Below are 18,674 nucleotides of genomic sequence, written 5' to 3'. Positions count from 1 at the left end.
ACTGAGTCAAAACCCCTTTGTCATGGTCAAAAAGACGGAAAGGAGGGATGAAATTGGTGGAGCTGGCCGGGATTGAACCGGCGACCTCGTGAATGCCATTCACGCGCGCTCCCAACTGCGCTACAGCCCCACACCGAAAATGATGCTATCACGCGACTCAGGTTCGGTCAAGAAAACACAGATGAAAGAAAGACCTGGCTTCCTCGTTGACAAATTATGCGGTGAGACCTACGATTCACCCTTGAAGCTCTGGCTGACCCGCTGGCCGAGTTTTTTTTTGTCCCGTGCTCCTGTCCTGTGTGTGTGGAGGAAACTATGGCCGCGTTGGTTGTTGTCGGCTCCCAATGGGGAGATGAAGGAAAAGGAAAAATTGTGGATCTTCTGGCCAAGGATGCGGATGTCATTGTCCGCTATCAGGGAGGTTCCAATGCCGGCCATACGGTCATTACCAATAAAGGCACCTTTATATTTCATTTGATTCCTTCGGGTATTCTGTATCGAGGGAAGGTGTGCGCGTTGGGGAATGGGGTCGCCATTGATCCGGCCGGGTTGATCGAGGAGTTGGATCGTTTGATCGCTAAGGGGATTCCGGTTGGAAAACGATTTCTAATTAGTAATCGTGCCCATGTCATCATGCCGTACCATAAAGCTATCGATAAGGCGGCAGAACAGGCGAAAGGGGCCAGGCGAATCGGGACGACGGGCCGAGGCATTGGGCCGGCGTATGTCGATAAAATGGCGCGAGTCGGCATTCGCATGGGAGATTTGTTAAATCCCGATGTGTTGCAACAAAAGATTAAGGAAAACCTGGTGGAAATCAATGCGTTCTTAGAGCGCATTTACAATGTGGATGGGTTCACTGTTGAGAAAATTTTCAAAGATTATCAGGCCTACGGTGAGCGGCTTCGTCCCCATATTACGGATGTGGCATTGGTCCTGGATCGAGCCTTTGAGCGGGAGAAACGGGTCTTGTTTGAAGGGGCGCAAGGGACCCATTTAGATGTCGATTTTGGGACCTATCCCTATGTGACATCTTCGAGCTCCTGCTCGGGTGGTGCCTGTACTGGAAGTGGGGTCGGCCCCACGACGATTAAAGGAGTCCTGGGTGTGACGAAGGCCTATACCACCAGAGTCGGTGGCGGTCCGTTTCCGACAGAATTGACGGATGAAATGGGTCAGCAACTCATGCAGCGTGGAAATGAATACGGATCGACCACGGGTCGGGCCCGCCGGTGTGGCTGGTTGGATATGGTGTTATTGCGATATGCCGTTCGAATCAACGGACTCACCTCATTGGCGATCACGAAGTTGGATGTGCTGGATGGCTGCAAAGAATTGAAAATTTGTACGGGATATCGATATCAGGGAAAGCTCCACAAGGAAATGCCAGGTGATTTGGAAGTATTGGCTGGCTGTGAACCGGTGTATGAACGATGGAAGGGCTGGACAACGGAAACATCTGGATTGAAGACCCATCGAGGTCTTCCGCCTGCGGCTAAACGGTACTTGGCTAGAATTGAGGAATTAACCGGATGTCGAATAGATATGATTTCGACTGGTTCCAAGCGTGAAGATACAATTATTGTGAGAAATCCCTTGGTTCGATCACGCAAGGGCTCATAGTTTAAATGCTCCTTTGTATTTTTCTCTACAGTAAGTTTGACAACACCGGAATCCATTGTTAGCATCGCGACCCGGTGAGCCGCTAGCTCAGTTGGTAGAGCATCGCCCTTTTAAGGCGAGGGTCGTGCGTTCGAGCCGCACGCGGCTCACCATAAATATCAAGAGGTTGTCCCTCTTGTTTATTTCCTTCCTGTGAAAGAAACAGGGTTTGTTTTCACGCTTCCCTTCATAGTTTTTACCCAGAGGGTGTTAGATCTGGGAAGGAATCCTTCGCGGGGTTGCGTTTGGATGACCTCCTGTTGGGCTCATCTCAAAGAATTTTGGCTTTCTCCTCTTGGTTAGCTTTTCTACCCCCCTGGACTGAATAATATTTTGAGACGAATAAGCTCACTTCCTAAGTTTCATACATACAATTGGTAAGCGAATACCATTTGTGCTCGATTTGGGCATAGGGAAAAGTGAGAGATTTGTCGGAGGAGAAGACACGGCCTTTCATATGGCGTATGTGAGGCCACTTTTTTACCTTACACGACTGAAGCTATAAGGCGTAACATTCTCAATTTTCCAGCACTTAGAGGAGGTGGTGAAGATCTGATCATTTTCAAGTCTTCCTGCCGGTTACCTATTCTTGGGGGATCGCTCCCTTCACATGTTTATTTTGTTGTATGCCAGGATCCATGAGATGAAATACCATGACAAAAGTCTTATATAGTATTGGGTATGCCACGCCCATTGTCACTGTTCTTGGGCTTTTTATGTGCTATCTAATGGCCCCAGAATTTTATTTGACCCACATCCTGGAAGAAGTTCAACGTGAACAAGGCGCAGTGGAGATTGTGACATTTTGGTCCGCAATGATGGGCGGGAGCTTGTTGCTGTGGTCTAGCTGGAAATTCTGGAAAAACGGAAACTGGCCGGCGGCCGGTGTGATTGGAGCAGTTTCCGCCGCCACGATTCTTTTTGCCGGAGAAGAAATTGGTTGGGGACAGATCTATTTTGGGTGGGATACCCCCCTCTGGTGGAGTACACGTTTTGGTGGATCAACAGACCTCCATAGCAGCCGGTTTCCAGCTCACACAGTGGCAGCCATATTTCTGTTCGTGGTATTTATTCTTTTACCGCTTGTCTGGAAATTTCAACTGCCTCTTCGGTTGCCGGCAAATTTAAAACCGGCCATCCCGGAAGGGCCGGTGATTTTCGCCATTGTGTTTGCCACCCTCTATCGGGAACTCAAGGGTTTCTACTTCTGGCTAACGCCGCTGGGCTACCGAGATCGTTTTTATGAAGAATTTTTGTGGGGTCTGAATGAACACAAAGAAATGTTGATCGCCATCGCCATGCTTCTGTATGCCCTCTACCGTCTGCCTCATCTAAAACAAATTCGTTCTCCGTCGTAAGCCATTCCACCTCGATCTTTGGTTCTGATCTTCTCACTTTCTCCGCACATAAACAGCTTTTCTGGCTCCCATCAGTTCAGGGGAGAATGGTGTAGATATAATTCTATGATTTTCCATTGCGGGTCACGTAATACTGACGGTGAGGAGCTATGAACAGCAGAACTTCAGGGTGAGATGTCTCGTACTTAGTGATGTTGCGTTAATCGAGCCAGGTTGGCGTTGGTTTGGGACAACACCATGGCGAAGGTTGCGAAATCCGTGTCGGTCAATGGATGCCCCGTAGAACCTCGATCCACCAGGATGACCCCGATAGGCCTGTTTGGCGCATACAAGGTTCCGGCGAATCCGGGTGGGTCACCCCAGTATTTCAAAAAGGCAGTCGGCATTCCTCCGGATTCCCCTTCTTTGACCAATGAAGAATATTGAATAGGGTGAAACCTATGGAGCAATCGGTCCCAGAAGGTTCCATGGGAAAGAGGGCAATGAAACGTGTGCTGGATGGTTTCTGCATGTGGACCATAGCCGATTTTGGCCTGGAGCGTATCTTTTCCTGGTACTACCAATGCGAGCCAGACCCGTTCGAATCCATATGATGCATAGAGCGTTCTGGTGACAAAGGTAAGCAGCGAGGAGGGTTCCGATATTTTCATGGCCTGAATGGTGAAATCGAGCAATGGCCTATCGGATGCCGGAGATGGAGGGAGGGAAGATGAGGCTTCCTGAGCTGGTTGTATGGTTTCTTCGGAAAGAATCCCTTCTGAGTGTAGAACCTGATGAATTGTTTGGGTGAGCCGATGTAGGTGTTGGTTGTGAAGAATTGTGCCATCGGCATCAGATGCGGGAAGAAAATGCTGTCGATCGATGTTGATGGCCGAAGCAATTTCTGATGCTTGACTAAAAGCTTGGGACACGGTGTGTTCCAATTGGATCATGGAGAGGCCGAATGGGGGCAAAAACTGTTCAATCAGGCTTTGGAGTACCTCTCCCTGCGTGGCAGCCAATGGGTTCAGGAGGCAATAACTCAGTTCATTCGCGGCTCGGACGATACTTTCCATGATCCGTTGATCTGCTTCTGGACGGGATTTAGGCCAGACAGGCTTTTTCTCCAATAGTTGAACCAAACTCTCCGGCAGATTCCAATGCTTGGCCATAGCGGCAGCGATGACATGCAGCGGTCGTCCCAAAAGAGTCAGTTCGGCTTTGGAGACCTTGGCTGGATCTTCCCGGCGAATGGCTTCTAGTTGTTCGCCTACGTCCGGTCGACAAAGGGTGAGGATGAGGTCTCCCAGTGAGTAGAGCATGGCATTGGTAAATAACGAGCCCGCCTCCCCGTAATTGATGGCTTTTCCCAGTTCCTGGGCCTGAGTTCCGGCGACGAGAGCCCGCGCCAGGAGGTGTTTCAGGTTGACGGTGTTGGCTCCGAAGGTGTCGGCCTGTTCAATTAATTGGGCAGAGACCACCATGGCGCGAATGACGTCAAATCCAATAAGGGCCACCGCATAGGTTGGGGTTTTGACTGGTGTGCGGGTATGATAGACAGGGCTATTTGCGATTTTGATGACATTGGCCATCATGGCTTGATCGCGCATGATAATTTCTCCAATGTCGCTGGCACTCGAGCGTTTATCCTGCGTAAGATTGAGAACTTGGATGCAACTTTCCCGGAGGATAGGCAGGGTTTCCGGGGCTTCGGCGAGCAGACTCTCCAGAAAGGAAGCCGGTGTTGTGTGCCCGGTAGAGGTAGCGAGATTCATGATAGCATCTCCGCCAGGGTTGAGTGCCAGGCGGTGATTCCTGGGCCAGGTGGTTTTAGATCAAGGAAATTAAGCTGGGTAGTTGGCTCTAAAGGTTGATTCTCGGTTATATTTTCCGAAATATTAAACCCTCTTCACTCTCGGAGGCGTGAGGTCGGTCTCCTTTCTTTTGAATTGGATGGTATCTGCATGAGAAATAGAATTTCCTGCTCCGCTCAAGAGCTGAGCCAATTAGATGCGGATATGCTTCAATCGGTGGTTGGGGGAACGGTCTTCGAAGAAGGCCATCAATATTTTTCTGCCCAACGAGTCAAGATCCTTGATGCGGACCAGACCCAAATCACGGCTGAGGTTAATGGCGTCTATGGCGTGTATACGCAAATCATAAAATTACGTGCGGGGACTTTGTCGACCAGATGTTCCTGTCCATCGAACGAGCAACCTTTTTGTCGTCATTGTGTCGCGGTATTACTGCATCAATTCCATAACGGATCATCTCTTAAGCCGGGACCGAAGGAAGATCCCAAGGACCAGGCTCCTCCTCCTTCCGATCCGCGGATACGGCCAGCAGGACCCTATACTGATGAATCCGAGGGTGCGGGTGATTTGAATTTTTGGGAAGCGATTTTGTTTATTGATTGGGTTCAGAAAGCCGCAGGGCTTCTGGGTAAGGAGGCCACCTTGCCCCCAGTGCCTGGTTCCTTGGGAGGTGTTGCTCGAGAATGGGTGGGTATGTTTGAACGCCTCAATTCACAATGCATGGAAGGCGAGGAAGATCGGATTGATGCCTTAAGGAGCCTGCAATCAGCCCAAGGCATGATTGATAGCCTCACAAAGGAGCTGGAAGCGTTGAAAAGAGAATCCGAGGTGGCACAACAGCATTGCAGAGTGTTAGAGAAAAAAGTCAAACAATTGCAAGACTCATTGGCGGAGATCTCTGAGACATCCAGCTAGGCAAGGCGTGCAGTAGGCTTGACGTGTAATTTGCCTTTCAGGGCGGGTCATGGCTCAGTGAAATGGAAACCCCTTTTTTGAATCTTTTTATGTGAGATGAGAGCCGTCGGATTTTTTACGAAAAGCTAAGGCAATGAAGTCCGTTAATCTTTCATGCTCGAATCTTTCTGGGCTCTTCCATCCGATCAATTGATTCAGGTGTTTGTTCCACCATTTCAACTACATTGTCGGCAATTTGTTTCAGCGCGTTGGTTGCTGGAGAAGAGGGGGCCAGTTCTACAACAGGAAGATATTTCAGGATGGATTGCTGAACCTGATTATCCTCTGGAATCTTGCCTAAGATTGACAGATCGGTTCCGACGTATTGCTTAAGAAGGTGTTGTAAATGCAGGGTATTGATCCTAGATTTGGGTGTCATTCTATTTAAGATGAGGCCCGGTTGAAACCGTTTTAGAGCCTCTTGAGCAGTCGCCACACCTGATTCGCTCGTTTTTCCAACGGCTTCCAGTACTGCTGCGATGCTATGAAAGTCTTTGTCCAAAAGGCTTTCTGCCACTGGGTCGCGGGCTGAAAAGGCCGTAAGAACCTTTCGAATGGCAGCAAGTTTAATGAATCGATACAGATCTAAAACCGAGGTTGGGTCAGGGGTTGCTACGGCCAGGAAAAAGTCTGCGAGGAGAAAAAAATCCAGTGCGTGGTAACTGGTCCCCGCGCCGACGTCAACGAGAATGATGTCTGCCTCAAGTTTGTGTAAGTGCCGGATGAGGCGTTTTTTTTTGGCATGTTGCAAATTCGCGGTAATGAGGGTTTCCCCCGTTCCAGGAATGAGCTTCAGGGAGGAGGGGCCGGGAATAGGGTGGGCGGTCTCATTTAAGTTTTTGAGCGTGTTTGTCAAAAAATCTGAGAGGGTGGATGGAGGATGGAACATTCCAAACAAGATGTGGAGGTTAGCCCCACCAATGTCCATGTCGACCAGCGTGACGCGAAGTCCTTTTTTGGCAAGGAGGAGTCCAAGATTGCTGACGACCATGCTTTTCCCAACTCCGCCCTTACCGGAAGCCACAGAAACTATGCAAGGCATCGGTTGAACTCCTCTCTCGTTGATATCACCAGGAAGTAAGTATCACCTTACTCAGAAAATAGCCTATCACAGGGTCCTTCTTATGCCCATGGTGAAGGAATGCTCGTATGGATGGCCTTTTGAGAGATTTTGACATACCGGGACGTCGCGATGAATCTGGTGAGCTCTTGCCTTTAAAAATGGAAAATGCTAGGTTGATTGCGAGTAGAGTGGGCGTGAGCCCACTTTTTTTTGGTCTTGGCTTGTGGCCGCTGTAGCGAGGATTTGTGGTGGCCTTCACGGCTGACAATCTTGAGCAAGTTATTCGTCAAGTGGGCGAACCGATCGCTCGAGCTCTAGGAGTGGATATCTTTGAGGTTCAGTGCACCGGGAGACCCGCCAACCTTTTGGTTCGCCTGACAATTGATAAAAAGGGGGGAGTTGGAATTGAAGATTGTGAACAATTCCATCAGTCCCTGCGTCGAACCTGGGAGGTTCTTCACCCAGAGCAGGCCGCGTATCGGTTTGAAGTTTCTTCGCCTGGGCTAGATCGACCGCTCCGAGATCCAAAAGATTATGAACGAGTAGTGGGCGAACGACTTCGAGTCACTCTGAAAAGCTCGATCAAAAAACAATCAGTTGTTTTGGGGCAATTGATAACCGTCACCGATATGGGGATTCATTTAATGGATGACCAAACCAAGAATCCCCAAGAAGTAGTCGTGGCGTGGGATGATATTGCCAAAGCGAGATTAGAGGTTTCGTTTTAACGTTTTATTGGAAGCGCGCACCAATCGCCCAAGTCCGTTTGAACCGCTCATCGTGCCTTGCGAGGAATACAAATGAAAAGTGAACTCATGTTGGTCATTGATCAAATCGGTCGGGAGAAAGGGATTGATAAGGCAAAAGTCATTTTGGCCTTAGAATCCGCGCTTCTCACGGCCGCAAAAAAACGATTTGGGCATGGTGAAAATATTCAAGTCGATATTGATACGGAAACCGGCGAAATTTCTATTGTAAAGAAAAAGACGATTGCGGAGAACGTGCTGGATTCCAAAACAGAGATTTCATTGGAAGATGCCAGGAAAATTGATGATGAAGCTGAAATGGGAGACGAAATCGGCTCACTCATTGAGTTGGAAGAATTTGGGCGAATAGCCGCACAGGCTGCGAAACAGGTCATTTGTCAAAAAGTTCGAGAGGCTGAATGGGAGTCGATTGAACGGGAATATTCCAAAAAAGAAGGGGAATTAGTTCATGGGGTCATTTTGGGCCAGGAACGGCGAAATTATCTGGTGGACATTGGAAAAACAGAGGCCCTTCTCCCGATTCAGGAGCAAATCCCGCGTGAAGCTCACCGCCGGGGTGATCGAGTGCGGGCGTTGTTGCTAGAAGTTCGACGAACCCCCAAGGACGTGCAAGTGATCCTCTCCCGGGCGCATCCTCAATTCGTGGTAAAATTGTTTGGTTTGGAGGTGCCTGAGATATCTGAGAAAATTGTTGAAATTAAAGGCGTGGTGCGTGAGCCGGGCGACCGGACGAAAATTTCAGTGGCGTCACGGGATAAGGCGGTTGATCCGGTTGGCGCGTGTGTGGGCGTCAAAGGTTCACGTGTCCAGGCCATTGTTCGGGAGCTGCATGGTGAGAAAATAGATATTATCCCCTGGACAAATGATCCACGCGTGTTTATCGGGGAAGCCTTGAACCCTGCTTCCATTGAAAAAGTCGGGATTGACGAACAAAAGAAATCGGCGTTGGTAGTGGTGGCTGATTCTCAGCTCTCTTTGGCAATTGGGAAGAACGGGCAAAACGTGCGCCTAGCAGCAAAATTGACAGGTTGGAAAATTGATATCATTAGCTCCACCGAATACGAAAAACAAAAGCTTGAACGCGACTTGGAAATTAAGGCTGCCTTGGCTGAAGAGGCTTCACAGATTACAGAAGAGCCGGCGGGAAATGCCAAGGAGCCTGAAGTAGCCTCACAAGATGAGAACATGGATAATCCCGCGGTGGTACCAACAGAGTCTGGGCAGAGTTCGGGATCGTAAGGATACGGCTTCACAGTAAAGGACGTGCATGAGAGTTCATGAGATAGCCAAAAAAATTGGGATGGAAAGCCGTTTGCTTATTCCTGAATTAGTGCGACTTGGCATTCAGGTTAGTTCCCATAGCAATACAGTGGATGACAATATGGCCAAATGGGCGATGAATATTATCCTTGGTAAAACTCCTGAAACAACCCCGAAGCCAGGGGAATCGTCTGTTTCAGGGCATGCCGGTGTGAAAAGCTCTGAGGGGGGGCGCCTACTGAAAAAAGATTCGTCGACTTCCGGGAGGGCTCGGTCCGAAGCAGTGGCCGAAAGTCCCAAAAAATCCGAAAAAAAACACATCCTGATTAAAAAGAAAAAAACAGAAGAAGAAATCCTGGAAGAGATGAGGGAATCGTCTCCGGTCGGGGAAGCTGAGGCAGAAGAGCCACTGGTCATCCATGGTGAGTCAGAGGCTCCCTTGGATACGGCTCCCGTTTTAACTCAGACTCCAGGCGAATTGGCTGTGGAGCCTCCTCAAGATGCCCACGCCTTATTGCCCGCTGAGTCGGCAGAGCTTCCTGGTGGTGTAGGGATTCCACCTGTTCCTGGGGTTGAAAGCGGCCCAATTTCTCCCTCTGATAAAACCAGTGAAAAAGAGAGAAAAAGCGAAGGGAAACCCGACAAAAAGAGTGCCGTTCCATCTCGAGAGGTTCCGGTAGAAGAAAAAGGCAAAAAAATTAAAAAAGTTGCGCGTGTAAAAGATGAAGATGTTTTTGCCGCACGCTTTGAAGATGCCGCGGTCTGGCAAGATCTTCGACCGTTGCCAACTTTGCGACGTGAGGAACGTACCCGTCAGGTTCAACAACCTTCGGTGGGCGAAGTTACAAAACCCAGGAAAAAAGTTATGAAGGTCACTGCTGGGATATCCGTGAAAGATTTTGCCGAAGTGATCGGTCAAAAACCCACGGAAATAATTCGGAAATTGTTGGATTTAAATATTGCAAAAACACTTAATCAACCCATGGATTTAGAAGCTGGAGTGCTCATTGCGGAAGGTTATGGCCTCGCAGTGGAAGCCGTGGCTGCGAAGGGAGGGGAAGCCCTCCTGGAAGAGGTGATTGATGGTGGAGAACAAGGAAATCTAGAGCCTCGAGCGCCTGTGGTGACGGTTATGGGACATGTCGACCATGGGAAAACCTCCTTGTTGGATGCGATTCGGAAGACCCAGGTGACCGACCGGGAAGCGGGAGGGATTACTCAGCACATTGGTGCGTCCTTCGTGAAAGCCGGTGAACGAGGCGTGACGTTCTTAGATACCCCAGGCCATGAGGCCTTTACGGCGATGCGGTCCCGTGGGGCTCAGGTCACTGATATTGTGGTCTTGGTCGTGGCCGCAGACGATGGGCCGATGCCTCAGACAATTGAAGCCATTAATCATGCGCAAGCGGCCAATGTGCCGATTATCGTGGCCGTGAATAAAATGGATAAGCCGGGGGCTAATCCGGATCGGGTCAAGCAAAGTTTAGCCGAACACGGCCTGCAACCTGAAGCATGGGGAGGTCAAACAATTTTTGTTGAAGTATCAGCAAAGCAAAACCAGGGGTTAGACCAATTGCTTGACATGTTGTTACTTCAGGCAGAAATTATGGAATTGAAAGGCGATTCCACCTGTTCCGCTCGAGGGGTCGTATTAGAAGCGAAGTTGGATAAGGGGCGTGGACCGGTTGCCACGGTGTTGATTCAGGCCGGAACCTTACGAATCGGAGAATCGTTTGTTGTCGGGTCAGTGAGCGGCCGGGTGAGAGGGTTAACATCGGATAAAGGTGAGCGTCTGAAGGAAGCCGGGCCATCGATACCGGTAGAAGTCATTGGCTTATTGGGGGTTCCTGAGGCCGGTGATCAACTGGTCGTGGTGAAGGATGAACGGGCTGCGAGGGAAATTGCCCAGGCCCGGCACCAAAAGCAAAAAGATGTCGGCCTATCATCGACGTCCAGAAGAACTCTCGAAGAGCTTTATGCAGAATCAAAAGATGGGGAGATCAAGGAGTTGCCGCTACTGATCAAGGCGGATGTGCAAGGATCCGTGGGGGCATTGGGCGATGCACTTCTGAAGATTTCTACCGACGCGGTAAAGCTTAAGCTCATTCATAGTGGAGTGGGAGGCATCAACGAAACCGATGTGTTGTTAGCGGCTGCTTCAAAAGCGATTATCATTGGATTTCATGTTCGTCCGGATTCAAAGGCGGCTGCTATTGCTGAACGTGAGGGTGTGGAAATTCGGTTGTACACCATCATCTATAATATTCTTGATGATATTCGTTCGGCTGCAGAAGGTCTTCTGGCTCCAACGATCAGGGAACGGGTGATGGGGCATGCGGAGGTTCGGCAGCTATTCTCTGTTCCGAAAATGGGTACCATTGCCGGTTGTTACGTGAATGATGGGTCGATATCCCGTTCAAACACCAAGGTAAGAGTTGTTCGTGACCAGGTGATGGTCTATGAAGGAAAAATTGGATCGTTACGGCGGTTCAAGGATGATGCACGGGAAGTTCAGCAAGGCTATGAATGCGGAATTGGAGTTGAGAATTTCAATGATTTAAAAATCGGCGATGTGTTAGAGGCCTACGTCTTGGAAGAGGAGGCCACAAAATTATAATCCAGAATGGATAAGGGGATCCTGAATGGGGATGATCGTGGGGTTGTGCACGCTCGAACTCCATATCCCTGATGTCCAATCCCTGAAAGGTAAGCGTCAGGTTCTCTCAAGCTTGATTACCCGATTGCGAAATCGGTTTAATATTTCCGTTGCAGAAATTGAGGAACAAGACATTTGGCAAAAAGCCATTTTGGGAGTAGCGTGTGTAGCGAATGACACGGGAAGGGTCAATCAAGTCTTAGACCAGGTCCTCAACTTTATACGATCTAATCCCTCCATCGAGCTTTTACGATCTCAAATTGAAGTCTTGTAAGCTCTCATATAAATTTTTCACGTCATGGCAAAAACAAATAGCAGTCGGGCGACGAGAGTTGCCGATCAGATCCGGATGGAAGTGGCAGAGATTCTTTCCAGAAAAACTAAAGATCCACGTATCCAATTTGTGACCGTGACAGGTGTGAAGATGACGGCGGATCTTAAAATCGCACGGATATATGTGACCGCTTTGGATCAAGCCCATTTTGACCAGGTTACAGGGCCGGGTCTTAAAAGCGCTGTGGGGTTTGTTCGCACAGAATTGGGCCGGCGCTTAAATCTGCGTTATACACCGGAATTGGTTTTTTATCGTGATACGAGTGCTGAGTATGGGAACAGAATTGAAAAGTTGCTGGATTCTCTTCATGAGGAATCTGATGAAGCCGGTAAAGCTGAGGCTTCCTCCTTTCTCCATGACAAGAGCGAAAGTATAGACGGGTAATGGCACCAATGGCTTCGTGCATCGACCAGTCTAAAGGCTTGAAGGCACCCCAGGGAATGGCCTTACATGGCGTTCTGAATGTGAATAAGCCTGATGGATGGACATCGCATGATGTGGTGCAACGCCTCAGGTCGGGTTTGGGTATTCCAAAAGTCGGGCATGCGGGCACCTTGGATCCCCATGCGACGGGAGTCCTGCCGGTTTTAATTGGAAAGGGAACCAAAATTGCCCAGTATTTGTTGGGATGGGAAAAAGAGTATGGCGCCGTGCTTCAATTGGGCCAACGGACAGACACACAAGATGCTTGGGGTACGGTCTTAGAGGAATTCCCCATAGAATCTTTGACAGAGGATCGTATCCGGTCAGCCTTTGCGACGTTTCAAGGGTCTATCCAGCAAGTGCCACCAATGTACTCGGCTGTGAAAATCGGGGGGCAACCCTTGTATAAAAAAGCCAGGAAAGGTGAGACCGTTGACCGACCCGCTAAAACCGTGGTGATTCATGATTTAGAAATTCAAAGACTGAATATTCCTGAGGTCGCGTTTCGAGTGGTCTGTTCTAAGGGAACCTATGTTCGAACTCTCTGCGATGATATTGGAAACGTATTGCAGGTGGGTGGACATTTGAAATGGCTTCAGCGTCGACGGGTCGGACCTATTCATGTTGATCAGGCCCTTGAGGTAGAATCCTTGCTTGGGGGACTTGAATTTTCTCATCTGGATGGGGCATTTTTGAGTTTAGATCAGGCCTTAGAGGGGTTTCACGCTGTTGAGGTCGATAGCGATGATGCTCGAAAGGTGCTCCATGGGAATGCGATTTCCTGGGATCGTGTGGTTCACACGTTTGTGGAATCAGGAGTCTCACCCAAGGAGGGAAATATGGTGAGGGTGAAACAGAAAGATGGGCAATTGCTGGCATTAGGGAGAGGCCCGGTTTTTCAGACAGGCAAGGGAGGTCCCGTATTAGCGATTGAAACGGTGTTTTCCTAGTTTATGAAAATTTAGGTTCGATTAAGTGGGGATAAGACGACATCCGTAGAAAGGTTTTCTTACTGAACTCATGTAACCCTGAGGAACTGGAGGAGGAGTTATGGGCTTAACGAAAGAAGCAAAAACGGCGGCCATAGAATCGCATCGGATTCACGACAAGGACACGGGTTCGTCTGAAGTGCAGATTTCCGTGTTAACCAATAGAATTACGAGTCTGACTGAACATTTCAAGACACACAAAAAGGACCATCATTCCCGAAGGGGCCTTTTGCGAATGGTAAGCAAGCGAAGAAAGTTATTGGATTATTTGCGGCGTCGAGACGAGGGCAAATACCAAGCCGTGATCGCTGCACTTGGTATACGGAAATAAGACAGAATGCAGGTTTTAGGGTGAGCAGAATCAATGAGATGGGTGATAGATGCCCGGTTCTCAATGCGAAGCGAAGCCTCACACTCCATATCAATATATCCACTCAAGGATCAGAAAGGTTGAAACATGATTCATGTCGTTGAAATGGAAGTTGGTGGTCGCCCGCTTCGTTTGGAAACCGGTCGAATGGCCAAGCAGGCGGATGGTGCCGTATTGGCGACCTATGCTGATACGGTGGTGTTAGCTACTGCGGTAGCCTCAAAGACCTCGAAGCCTGACGCCGATTTCTTGCCTCTGACGGTAAACTATCAAGAAAAAGCCTACTCAGCCGGGAAAATACCAGGAGGATTTTTCAAACGGGAAGGGGCACCCAGTGAAAAAGAGGTGTTAACCAGCCGACTCATAGACCGGCCGATTCGGCCATTGATGCCGGAAGGTTACTTTTTTGAAACCCAGATCATTGTGTCCGTGCTCTCTATTGATCAGACCATGTCTTCGGACGTCATTGGTATTGTTGCCGCGTCGGCAGCAATGGCCATTTCAGACATTCCAGCCTCCGAGCCTCTGGCAGGAGTGAGAATTGGACGAGTGAAGGGCCAATTCGTGGTGAATCCCGATAAGAAGGCACAGGAGGAAAGTGAGTTAAACCTCGTCGTGGCTGGAACCAAGGACGCCGTGATGATGGTCGAGGCTGGTGCGGATGGCCTTTCGGAAGACACGATGATTGACGCGATCGAACTGGCTCATCGTGAAATCAAGAATATCGTCGCCAAAATTGAAGAATTACGGGCAAAGGCGGGGAAAGTCAAACGGGTGTTGCAGGTCGAAGCCATTGACCCTGAAATTGAACAAGCCGTGCGAAAAATCGCAGCCGCTCCCATTGGTGAAGCGATGTATATCGCGGCCAAAGCGGATCGACAAGATCGATTCGCGCAAATTCTCCAAGAAGCCATTGAGGCAGTTGCCGGAGACGATGCCGATCGAAAAGCCAAGGTGAAAAAAGTCTTTGCTAACTTGGAATATTCCGAAGTCCGGAGAATTATCCTGGAAACAAAGAAAAGAGCTGATGGCCGGGGTCTATCCGATATTCGTCCGATATCCTCTGAGGCAGGGATTCTTCCTCGCACGCACGGTTCGGCGTTATTTACCAGGGGGGAAACACAGGCTTTAGCGGTGGTGACCTTGGGCACTTCAGATGATGAGCAACGGATTGATGCCTTGGAAGGCGAGTATTTCCGCTCATTTATGTTGCATTATAATTTCCCGCCTTTCAGCGTGGGTGAGGCAAAAATGCTTCGAGGGCCGGGACGGCGGGAAGTCGGGCATGGCAAGCTGGCCCAACGGGCCTTAGAGGCCGTCCTTCCTTCCAAAGAAGAATTCCCCTATACCATTCGGCTTGTCTCGGATATTCTAGAATCAAACGGGTCCTCTTCCATGGCCACGATTTGTGGTGGGGCATTAGCCATGATGGATGCGGGAGTACCCATTAAGACGCCGGTGGCAGGAATTGCGATGGGGTTAATTTTGGAACAGGGTGGCGTTGCGATTCTTTCAGATATTTTGGGTATGGAAGATCATCTGGGCGATATGGATTTCAAAGTGGCAGGAACGCGAGATGGAGTCACAGCCCTGCAGATGGATATTAAGATTGCCGGAATTACTCCCGACCTGATGCGGCAGGCGTTGGCGCAGGCTCGTGAAGGGCGATTGCACATCCTTGGGAAAATGGATGAATGCCTGACGGTACCTCGTACCGAGCTGGCGGCCTATGCACCCCGTATCACCACGATCCAGATCAAGCAAGATAAAATCAGGGATGTCATTGGGCCTGGGGGCAAAATGATTCGTAGCATTATTGCAGACTGTGGAGTGAAGGTGAATGTGGATGACTCTGGAGTGGTCACGATTGCTGCGGTTGACGGGGAGTCGGCGCAAAAGGCGATGGATATGGTGCAGCGGATTGTTGAAGAAGCGGAGATTGGGAAAATTTACCTTGGGACGGTGCGAAAAATTGTAGATTTTGGCGCCTTTGTGGAAATTCTTCCTGGTATGGATGGGCTTGTGCACATTTCGCAATTGGCTCCTCACCGTGTGGCATCGGTCACGGACGAAATTTCTGAAGGCGAACAGATTCTTGTGAAAGTCCTGGAGATTGATCGCCAAGGGAAGATCCGTCTTAGTCGAAAAGATGCCATGGCCGAACAGACGGACAAGGATCAGCTCACCTCATAAGCCGGTCCGAGTAACCAAGCGTGTATAAAAAAGTCATATTGGATAACGGAGTCCGTGTTGTCCTGGAGCGGATGTCGTCATTGAAATCCGTTGCCCTAGGAGTGTGGGCCACGGTTGGAAGTCGTGACGAAGGGAAAGGGGAAGGTGGCCTCTCTCATTTCATTGAACATATGATGTTCAAGGGCACGCCGAAACGGACTGCCTCTCAGATTTCCAATGAGATTGATGCCTTGGGTGGTGAAATGAATGCCTTTACCACCCATGAGGCCACGGCTTTTTACGTGAAGGTGTTGGATCAGCAAATGGGGCTGGCATTTGATCTCATCGCGGATTTGTTTCACCATTCAAGGTTTTCTGCCAAAGACATTGCAAAGGAAAAACAAATCGTCCTTGAGGAGATCCGTACCGTTCAGGATGATCCCGAGGACTATATTCATGAATTGCATGCCAAGGATATCTTTGGCTCCCATCCGTTGGGGCGTCCGATCTTGGGAGAGCCTGCGGTGATGAAGCGACTCGATCGCCGATTGCTCATGAAGTATCGACAACAGCATTACCGCCCGGAACACACGATCGTTGCCGTGGCCGGTAACTTTTCCTTTCCAGAAATCATTGATACCGTTAATAAATATTTTGGCCAATGGAAGAGGAGCAAGTTCGACAAGCATCCCTCAACCATCCAGGAAACGCCATGGCCTGATCAGCCGCAGGAACGGCAAAGTCTTCACGTGAAACCACTGGAGCAGGTTCATGTCTGTGTCGGATTTAAGGGGTTGCCGATAGGACATCCGGATCGATATGCCGGTCATGTCCTAAGCACAATTCTTGGCGGAGGAGTCAGTTCGCGATTATTTCAAGAAATCCGTGAAAAACGTGGGTTGGCCTATACCATATATTCTCATCTTTCAGGCTTTTTAGATGGCGGGACGCTTACCGTTTATGCCGCCACTCGCCCGAATGAAGTTACAGCCGTCATTGACCGAATTTGTCAGGAAACCAAGAAGTTATGCCGTCGGGACGTGGTCAGTAAGGAATTGGAGCGAACCAAAACCCAATTAAAGGGCGGTTTGATGTTGGGATTGGAAGGAACCTACGGGCGGATGAATAAATTGGCAAAAGACGAAATGTATCAAGGGCGTCATGTCACCCTTCAGGAAATGGTCAAGGCCATTGATCGGATAACCCCTGATCAAATTCGCCATTTAAGCCAGAAATTATTTGATCTACAACAATTTGTGGTTACGGCATTGGGACCTATCCCGAAAAGGGGAATTCCGAGGTGGGGATGAGTCCTAAGTCGCATCTTTTTCCGCTTGACAACCATGCCCTGGATGGGTAGCATGGGACCCTTTTAAAACTCTGATTTACCCTTTAAGAACTAGGGGTATGGAAGCTGGGAAAAGTCGATTAGCAGATAAACAAAGGTCAAGTTGTTTTTTAATTTTTGTCATTCTAACACTGTAAGGAGGGAGCAGATGAAGAAGTCATCTCTACGTCATGAATTGGTAGCTCTCTGTGCCATGGGCCTGTTGGGTCTTGGATTAGCAAGCATTGGGTATGCTGCTGGCCCAGGTCCTGATAAGTCGAAGGGCGACCCAAATGATGTCACCAGCCAGGGTGATCTTTCTTTTAAAGGGGAGGCAGTCACCAGTTTGAAGGGCCGGATGTATGCACAATGGGCAGACAACCCTGAGGGAGAAATTTTATTCGGGATACAGTATTGGAACGCATCTGGACCACAAGAAACAGCCGATCCTCCAGGCCGGGCTACTGATGATCGCAACGTGGCTCTTCCTGATCCATTGTATATCTGCTGCGCATGGGGTTATACGGGAGGCAATGAAAAAAACAATCCTTATGGCGGTTGGTACAATCCCCAAACTACCGTTCGGTTGGCTGTGAAGGATAAAGCCTTAATGGACCAACTCACAAAGGCAGCTCAAGAGCTTGTGGCCATGGAAGTGCAATTAAGCGGTCGTACGATTACAGGATTTAAATTGTTAGAGGCAGAATAAACTTTTGTCAGATAAATCATGATTGAGAGTTAAAACTTTACTCGAGGAGGGAAGCCATTATGAAAGGTGCTAAAAAGAAAGGGTTGGCCCTTGTTGGAGCCGTGGCGCTAGTTGGGGCAATGGCCTCAAGCGCAATGGCCATCGAAGCTTTTCAAGAGCGATTTGAGTGGGGTGATTTAAGTAAGCCCACAACCCTCCAGGGGCGGGTCGCTGTGGTCGATCCATACGATAAAGCGGTGTGGATCAATGTGGCCGTGTTTGGTGGGAATGCGGAAAGCGGTTATTACTGGCAAAAGTATTATCCTGGCAAAAATCTCAAAGTGTACCCAGGCAGCGACGAAATTTGGAAAACACTTGTAGCGGCCGGGAAAGATTCTTCAAGTCAGGCTGTGATGACAGACACGAAGCCATCAAATTATGGCTTGGTGGAAATTGTGGTTCAAGAAACCGAGCAAAACCACCGGGTTGTGTCTTCGGCCAAGTCCCTTCAGGAAGTAGCTGGGACTCCTGATAAGCCACGAAATATTTCTACTCTTCGTACCACGCCGGTTTTGGATGCCATACGGGCTGATTCTTGGCCAGATCAACGCAAAATGCTCTATGATGTGTTGATTCCAGACGGCAAAGCCGTTGTTGGACTCATTCCTTACTCCGATCAAGGGACCGGCCAGATTTACGATCCAGCCGCAGCTTCGTTTGAGAAGGTAGAAGTGCACAAGGAAATGGGTGGCAAGCATTAAGAAAGAGGATAACCTTTAAATAATTTGAGATTAAAGGTTTTGTAAAGGGGCCTGCGTATAACGCAGGCCCTTTTTTTTTGTGGTGTGGGGTTCTTAT

The 18,674-nt window shown here is 49.2% G+C and carries 16 protein-coding genes and 2 tRNA genes; 15 read left to right on the top strand and 3 right to left on the bottom strand.

Features of this window, described 5'->3' with window-relative positions; all coding sequences use genetic code 11:
* Window positions 1-54: 54 nt before the first annotated feature.
* A tRNA-Ala gene (locus ACWHYD_RS17250) sits at window positions 55-130 on the bottom strand.
* A 185-nt stretch (window positions 131-315) separates the two neighbouring features.
* On the opposite strand from ACWHYD_RS17250, the gene ACWHYD_RS17245 reads away from it, so the two are divergent.
* The 3 genes from ACWHYD_RS17245 to ACWHYD_RS17235 all read left to right on the top strand — a co-directional run bounded on the left by ACWHYD_RS17245 (window position 316) and on the right by ACWHYD_RS17235 (window position 3,020).
* Entirely contained in the window at window positions 316-1,623 is a 1,308-nt protein-coding gene (locus ACWHYD_RS17245; protein WP_447963256.1) for an adenylosuccinate synthase, read from the top strand.
* A 76-nt stretch (window positions 1,624-1,699) separates the two neighbouring features.
* Window positions 1,700-1,775 (top strand) — tRNA-Lys (locus ACWHYD_RS17240).
* A gap of 540 nt (window positions 1,776-2,315) precedes the next feature.
* Complete coding sequence (locus tag ACWHYD_RS17235) at window positions 2,316-3,020, top strand: hypothetical protein (protein WP_447963255.1); 705 nt, start codon at window positions 2,316-2,318, stop codon at window positions 3,018-3,020.
* 185 nt (window positions 3,021-3,205) lie between these two features.
* On the opposite strand, the gene ACWHYD_RS17230 is transcribed toward ACWHYD_RS17235, so the two are convergent.
* Entirely contained in the window at window positions 3,206-4,774 is a 1,569-nt protein-coding gene (locus ACWHYD_RS17230; RefSeq protein WP_447963254.1) for an HDOD domain-containing protein, read from the bottom strand.
* 189 nt (window positions 4,775-4,963) lie between these two features.
* Here ACWHYD_RS17230 and ACWHYD_RS17225 point away from each other — a divergent pair, with 189 nt between their 5' ends.
* Window positions 4,964-5,728, top strand: coding sequence for an SWIM zinc finger family protein (locus ACWHYD_RS17225; RefSeq protein WP_447963253.1), 765 nt, complete (start codon window positions 4,964-4,966; stop codon window positions 5,726-5,728).
* A 151-nt stretch (window positions 5,729-5,879) separates the two neighbouring features.
* Here the strand turns inward: ACWHYD_RS17225 and ACWHYD_RS17220 are convergent, their stop codons facing one another.
* A complete protein-coding gene (locus ACWHYD_RS17220) occupies window positions 5,880-6,809 on the bottom strand; it encodes a P-loop NTPase (protein WP_447963252.1) in 930 nt (309 codons plus the stop codon).
* 266 nt (window positions 6,810-7,075) lie between these two features.
* Here ACWHYD_RS17220 and ACWHYD_RS17215 point away from each other — a divergent pair, with 266 nt between their 5' ends.
* From ACWHYD_RS17215 to ACWHYD_RS17165, 11 genes are all read left to right on the top strand, one after another.
* Window positions 7,076-7,558 carry a hypothetical protein gene (locus ACWHYD_RS17215; protein ID WP_447963251.1) on the top strand — a complete coding sequence of 161 codons (483 nt, stop codon included), beginning with the start codon at window positions 7,076-7,078 and terminating at the stop codon, window positions 7,556-7,558.
* A gap of 72 nt (window positions 7,559-7,630) precedes the next feature.
* Entirely contained in the window at window positions 7,631-8,836 is a 1,206-nt protein-coding gene (gene nusA / locus ACWHYD_RS17210) for a transcription termination factor NusA (RefSeq protein ID WP_447963250.1), read from the top strand.
* A gap of 28 nt (window positions 8,837-8,864) precedes the next feature.
* Entirely contained in the window at window positions 8,865-11,474 is a 2,610-nt protein-coding gene (gene infB / locus ACWHYD_RS17205) for a translation initiation factor IF-2 (protein ID WP_447963249.1), read from the top strand.
* A 25-nt stretch (window positions 11,475-11,499) separates the two neighbouring features.
* Window positions 11,500-11,787: a DUF503 domain-containing protein gene (locus ACWHYD_RS17200; RefSeq protein ID WP_447963248.1), complete on the top strand. Its 288-nt coding sequence runs from the start codon at window positions 11,500-11,502 to the stop codon at window positions 11,785-11,787.
* 24 nt (window positions 11,788-11,811) lie between these two features.
* Window positions 11,812-12,231: a 30S ribosome-binding factor RbfA gene (gene rbfA, locus ACWHYD_RS17195; protein ID WP_447963247.1), complete on the top strand. Its 420-nt coding sequence runs from the start codon at window positions 11,812-11,814 to the stop codon at window positions 12,229-12,231.
* Window positions 12,231-13,220, top strand: a complete 990-nt coding sequence (gene truB / locus ACWHYD_RS17190) for a tRNA pseudouridine(55) synthase TruB (protein ID WP_447963246.1) — start codon at window positions 12,231-12,233, stop codon at window positions 13,218-13,220. The genes rbfA and truB overlap by 1 nt, the downstream gene beginning before the upstream one ends.
* Window positions 13,221-13,320: 100 nt before the next feature.
* Window positions 13,321-13,590 (top strand): 30S ribosomal protein S15, encoded by a 270-nt coding sequence (gene rpsO / locus ACWHYD_RS17185; RefSeq protein WP_447963245.1) that lies wholly within the window; start codon window positions 13,321-13,323, stop codon window positions 13,588-13,590.
* A gap of 126 nt (window positions 13,591-13,716) precedes the next feature.
* Window positions 13,717-15,822, top strand: a complete 2,106-nt coding sequence (pnp, locus tag ACWHYD_RS17180) for a polyribonucleotide nucleotidyltransferase (protein ID WP_447963244.1) — start codon at window positions 13,717-13,719, stop codon at window positions 15,820-15,822.
* Window positions 15,823-15,842: 20 nt separating this feature from the next.
* Window positions 15,843-17,111 (top strand): M16 family metallopeptidase, encoded by a 1,269-nt coding sequence (locus ACWHYD_RS17175; RefSeq protein WP_447963243.1) that lies wholly within the window; start codon window positions 15,843-15,845, stop codon window positions 17,109-17,111.
* Between the two features lie 186 nt (window positions 17,112-17,297).
* A complete protein-coding gene (locus ACWHYD_RS17170) occupies window positions 17,298-17,837 on the top strand; it encodes a hypothetical protein (protein ID WP_447963242.1) in 540 nt (179 codons plus the stop codon).
* A 59-nt stretch (window positions 17,838-17,896) separates the two neighbouring features.
* Window positions 17,897-18,577 carry a hypothetical protein gene (locus ACWHYD_RS17165; protein WP_447963241.1) on the top strand — a complete coding sequence of 227 codons (681 nt, stop codon included), beginning with the start codon at window positions 17,897-17,899 and terminating at the stop codon, window positions 18,575-18,577.
* Window positions 18,578-18,674: the final 97 nt, after the last annotated feature.

The sequence above is a fragment of the Nitrospira sp. Ecomares 2.1 genome (assembly GCF_965152585.1).
Note: the sequence above shows the minus strand (reverse complement) of the source record. Positions and strands in the feature narration are given on the sequence as shown.

Bases quoted from the DNA above. Each gene is read 5' to 3' on its own strand.
- ACWHYD_RS17245 (WP_447963256.1), top strand. From the start codon at position 316: ATGGCCGCGTTGGTTGTTGTCGGCTCCCAATGGGGAGATGAAGGAAAA.
- ACWHYD_RS17235 (WP_447963255.1), top strand. From the start codon at position 2,316: ATGACAAAAGTCTTATATAGTATTGGGTATGCCACGCCCATTGTCACT.
- ACWHYD_RS17230 (WP_447963254.1), bottom strand. From the start codon at position 4,774: ATGAATCTCGCTACCTCTACCGGGCACACAACACCGGCTTCCTTTCTG.
- ACWHYD_RS17225 (WP_447963253.1), top strand. From the start codon at position 4,964: ATGAGAAATAGAATTTCCTGCTCCGCTCAAGAGCTGAGCCAATTAGAT.
- ACWHYD_RS17220 (WP_447963252.1), bottom strand. From the start codon at position 6,809: ATGCCTTGCATAGTTTCTGTGGCTTCCGGTAAGGGCGGAGTTGGGAAA.
- nusA (WP_447963250.1), top strand. From the start codon at position 7,631: ATGAAAAGTGAACTCATGTTGGTCATTGATCAAATCGGTCGGGAGAAA.
- infB (WP_447963249.1), top strand. From the start codon at position 8,865: ATGAGAGTTCATGAGATAGCCAAAAAAATTGGGATGGAAAGCCGTTTG.
- ACWHYD_RS17200 (WP_447963248.1), top strand. From the start codon at position 11,500: ATGGGGATGATCGTGGGGTTGTGCACGCTCGAACTCCATATCCCTGAT.
- rbfA (WP_447963247.1), top strand. From the start codon at position 11,812: ATGGCAAAAACAAATAGCAGTCGGGCGACGAGAGTTGCCGATCAGATC.
- truB (WP_447963246.1), top strand. From the start codon at position 12,231: ATGGCACCAATGGCTTCGTGCATCGACCAGTCTAAAGGCTTGAAGGCA.
- rpsO (WP_447963245.1), top strand. From the start codon at position 13,321: ATGGGCTTAACGAAAGAAGCAAAAACGGCGGCCATAGAATCGCATCGG.
- pnp (WP_447963244.1), top strand. From the start codon at position 13,717: ATGATTCATGTCGTTGAAATGGAAGTTGGTGGTCGCCCGCTTCGTTTG.
- ACWHYD_RS17170 (WP_447963242.1), top strand. From the start codon at position 17,298: ATGAAGAAGTCATCTCTACGTCATGAATTGGTAGCTCTCTGTGCCATG.
- ACWHYD_RS17165 (WP_447963241.1), top strand. From the start codon at position 17,897: ATGAAAGGTGCTAAAAAGAAAGGGTTGGCCCTTGTTGGAGCCGTGGCG.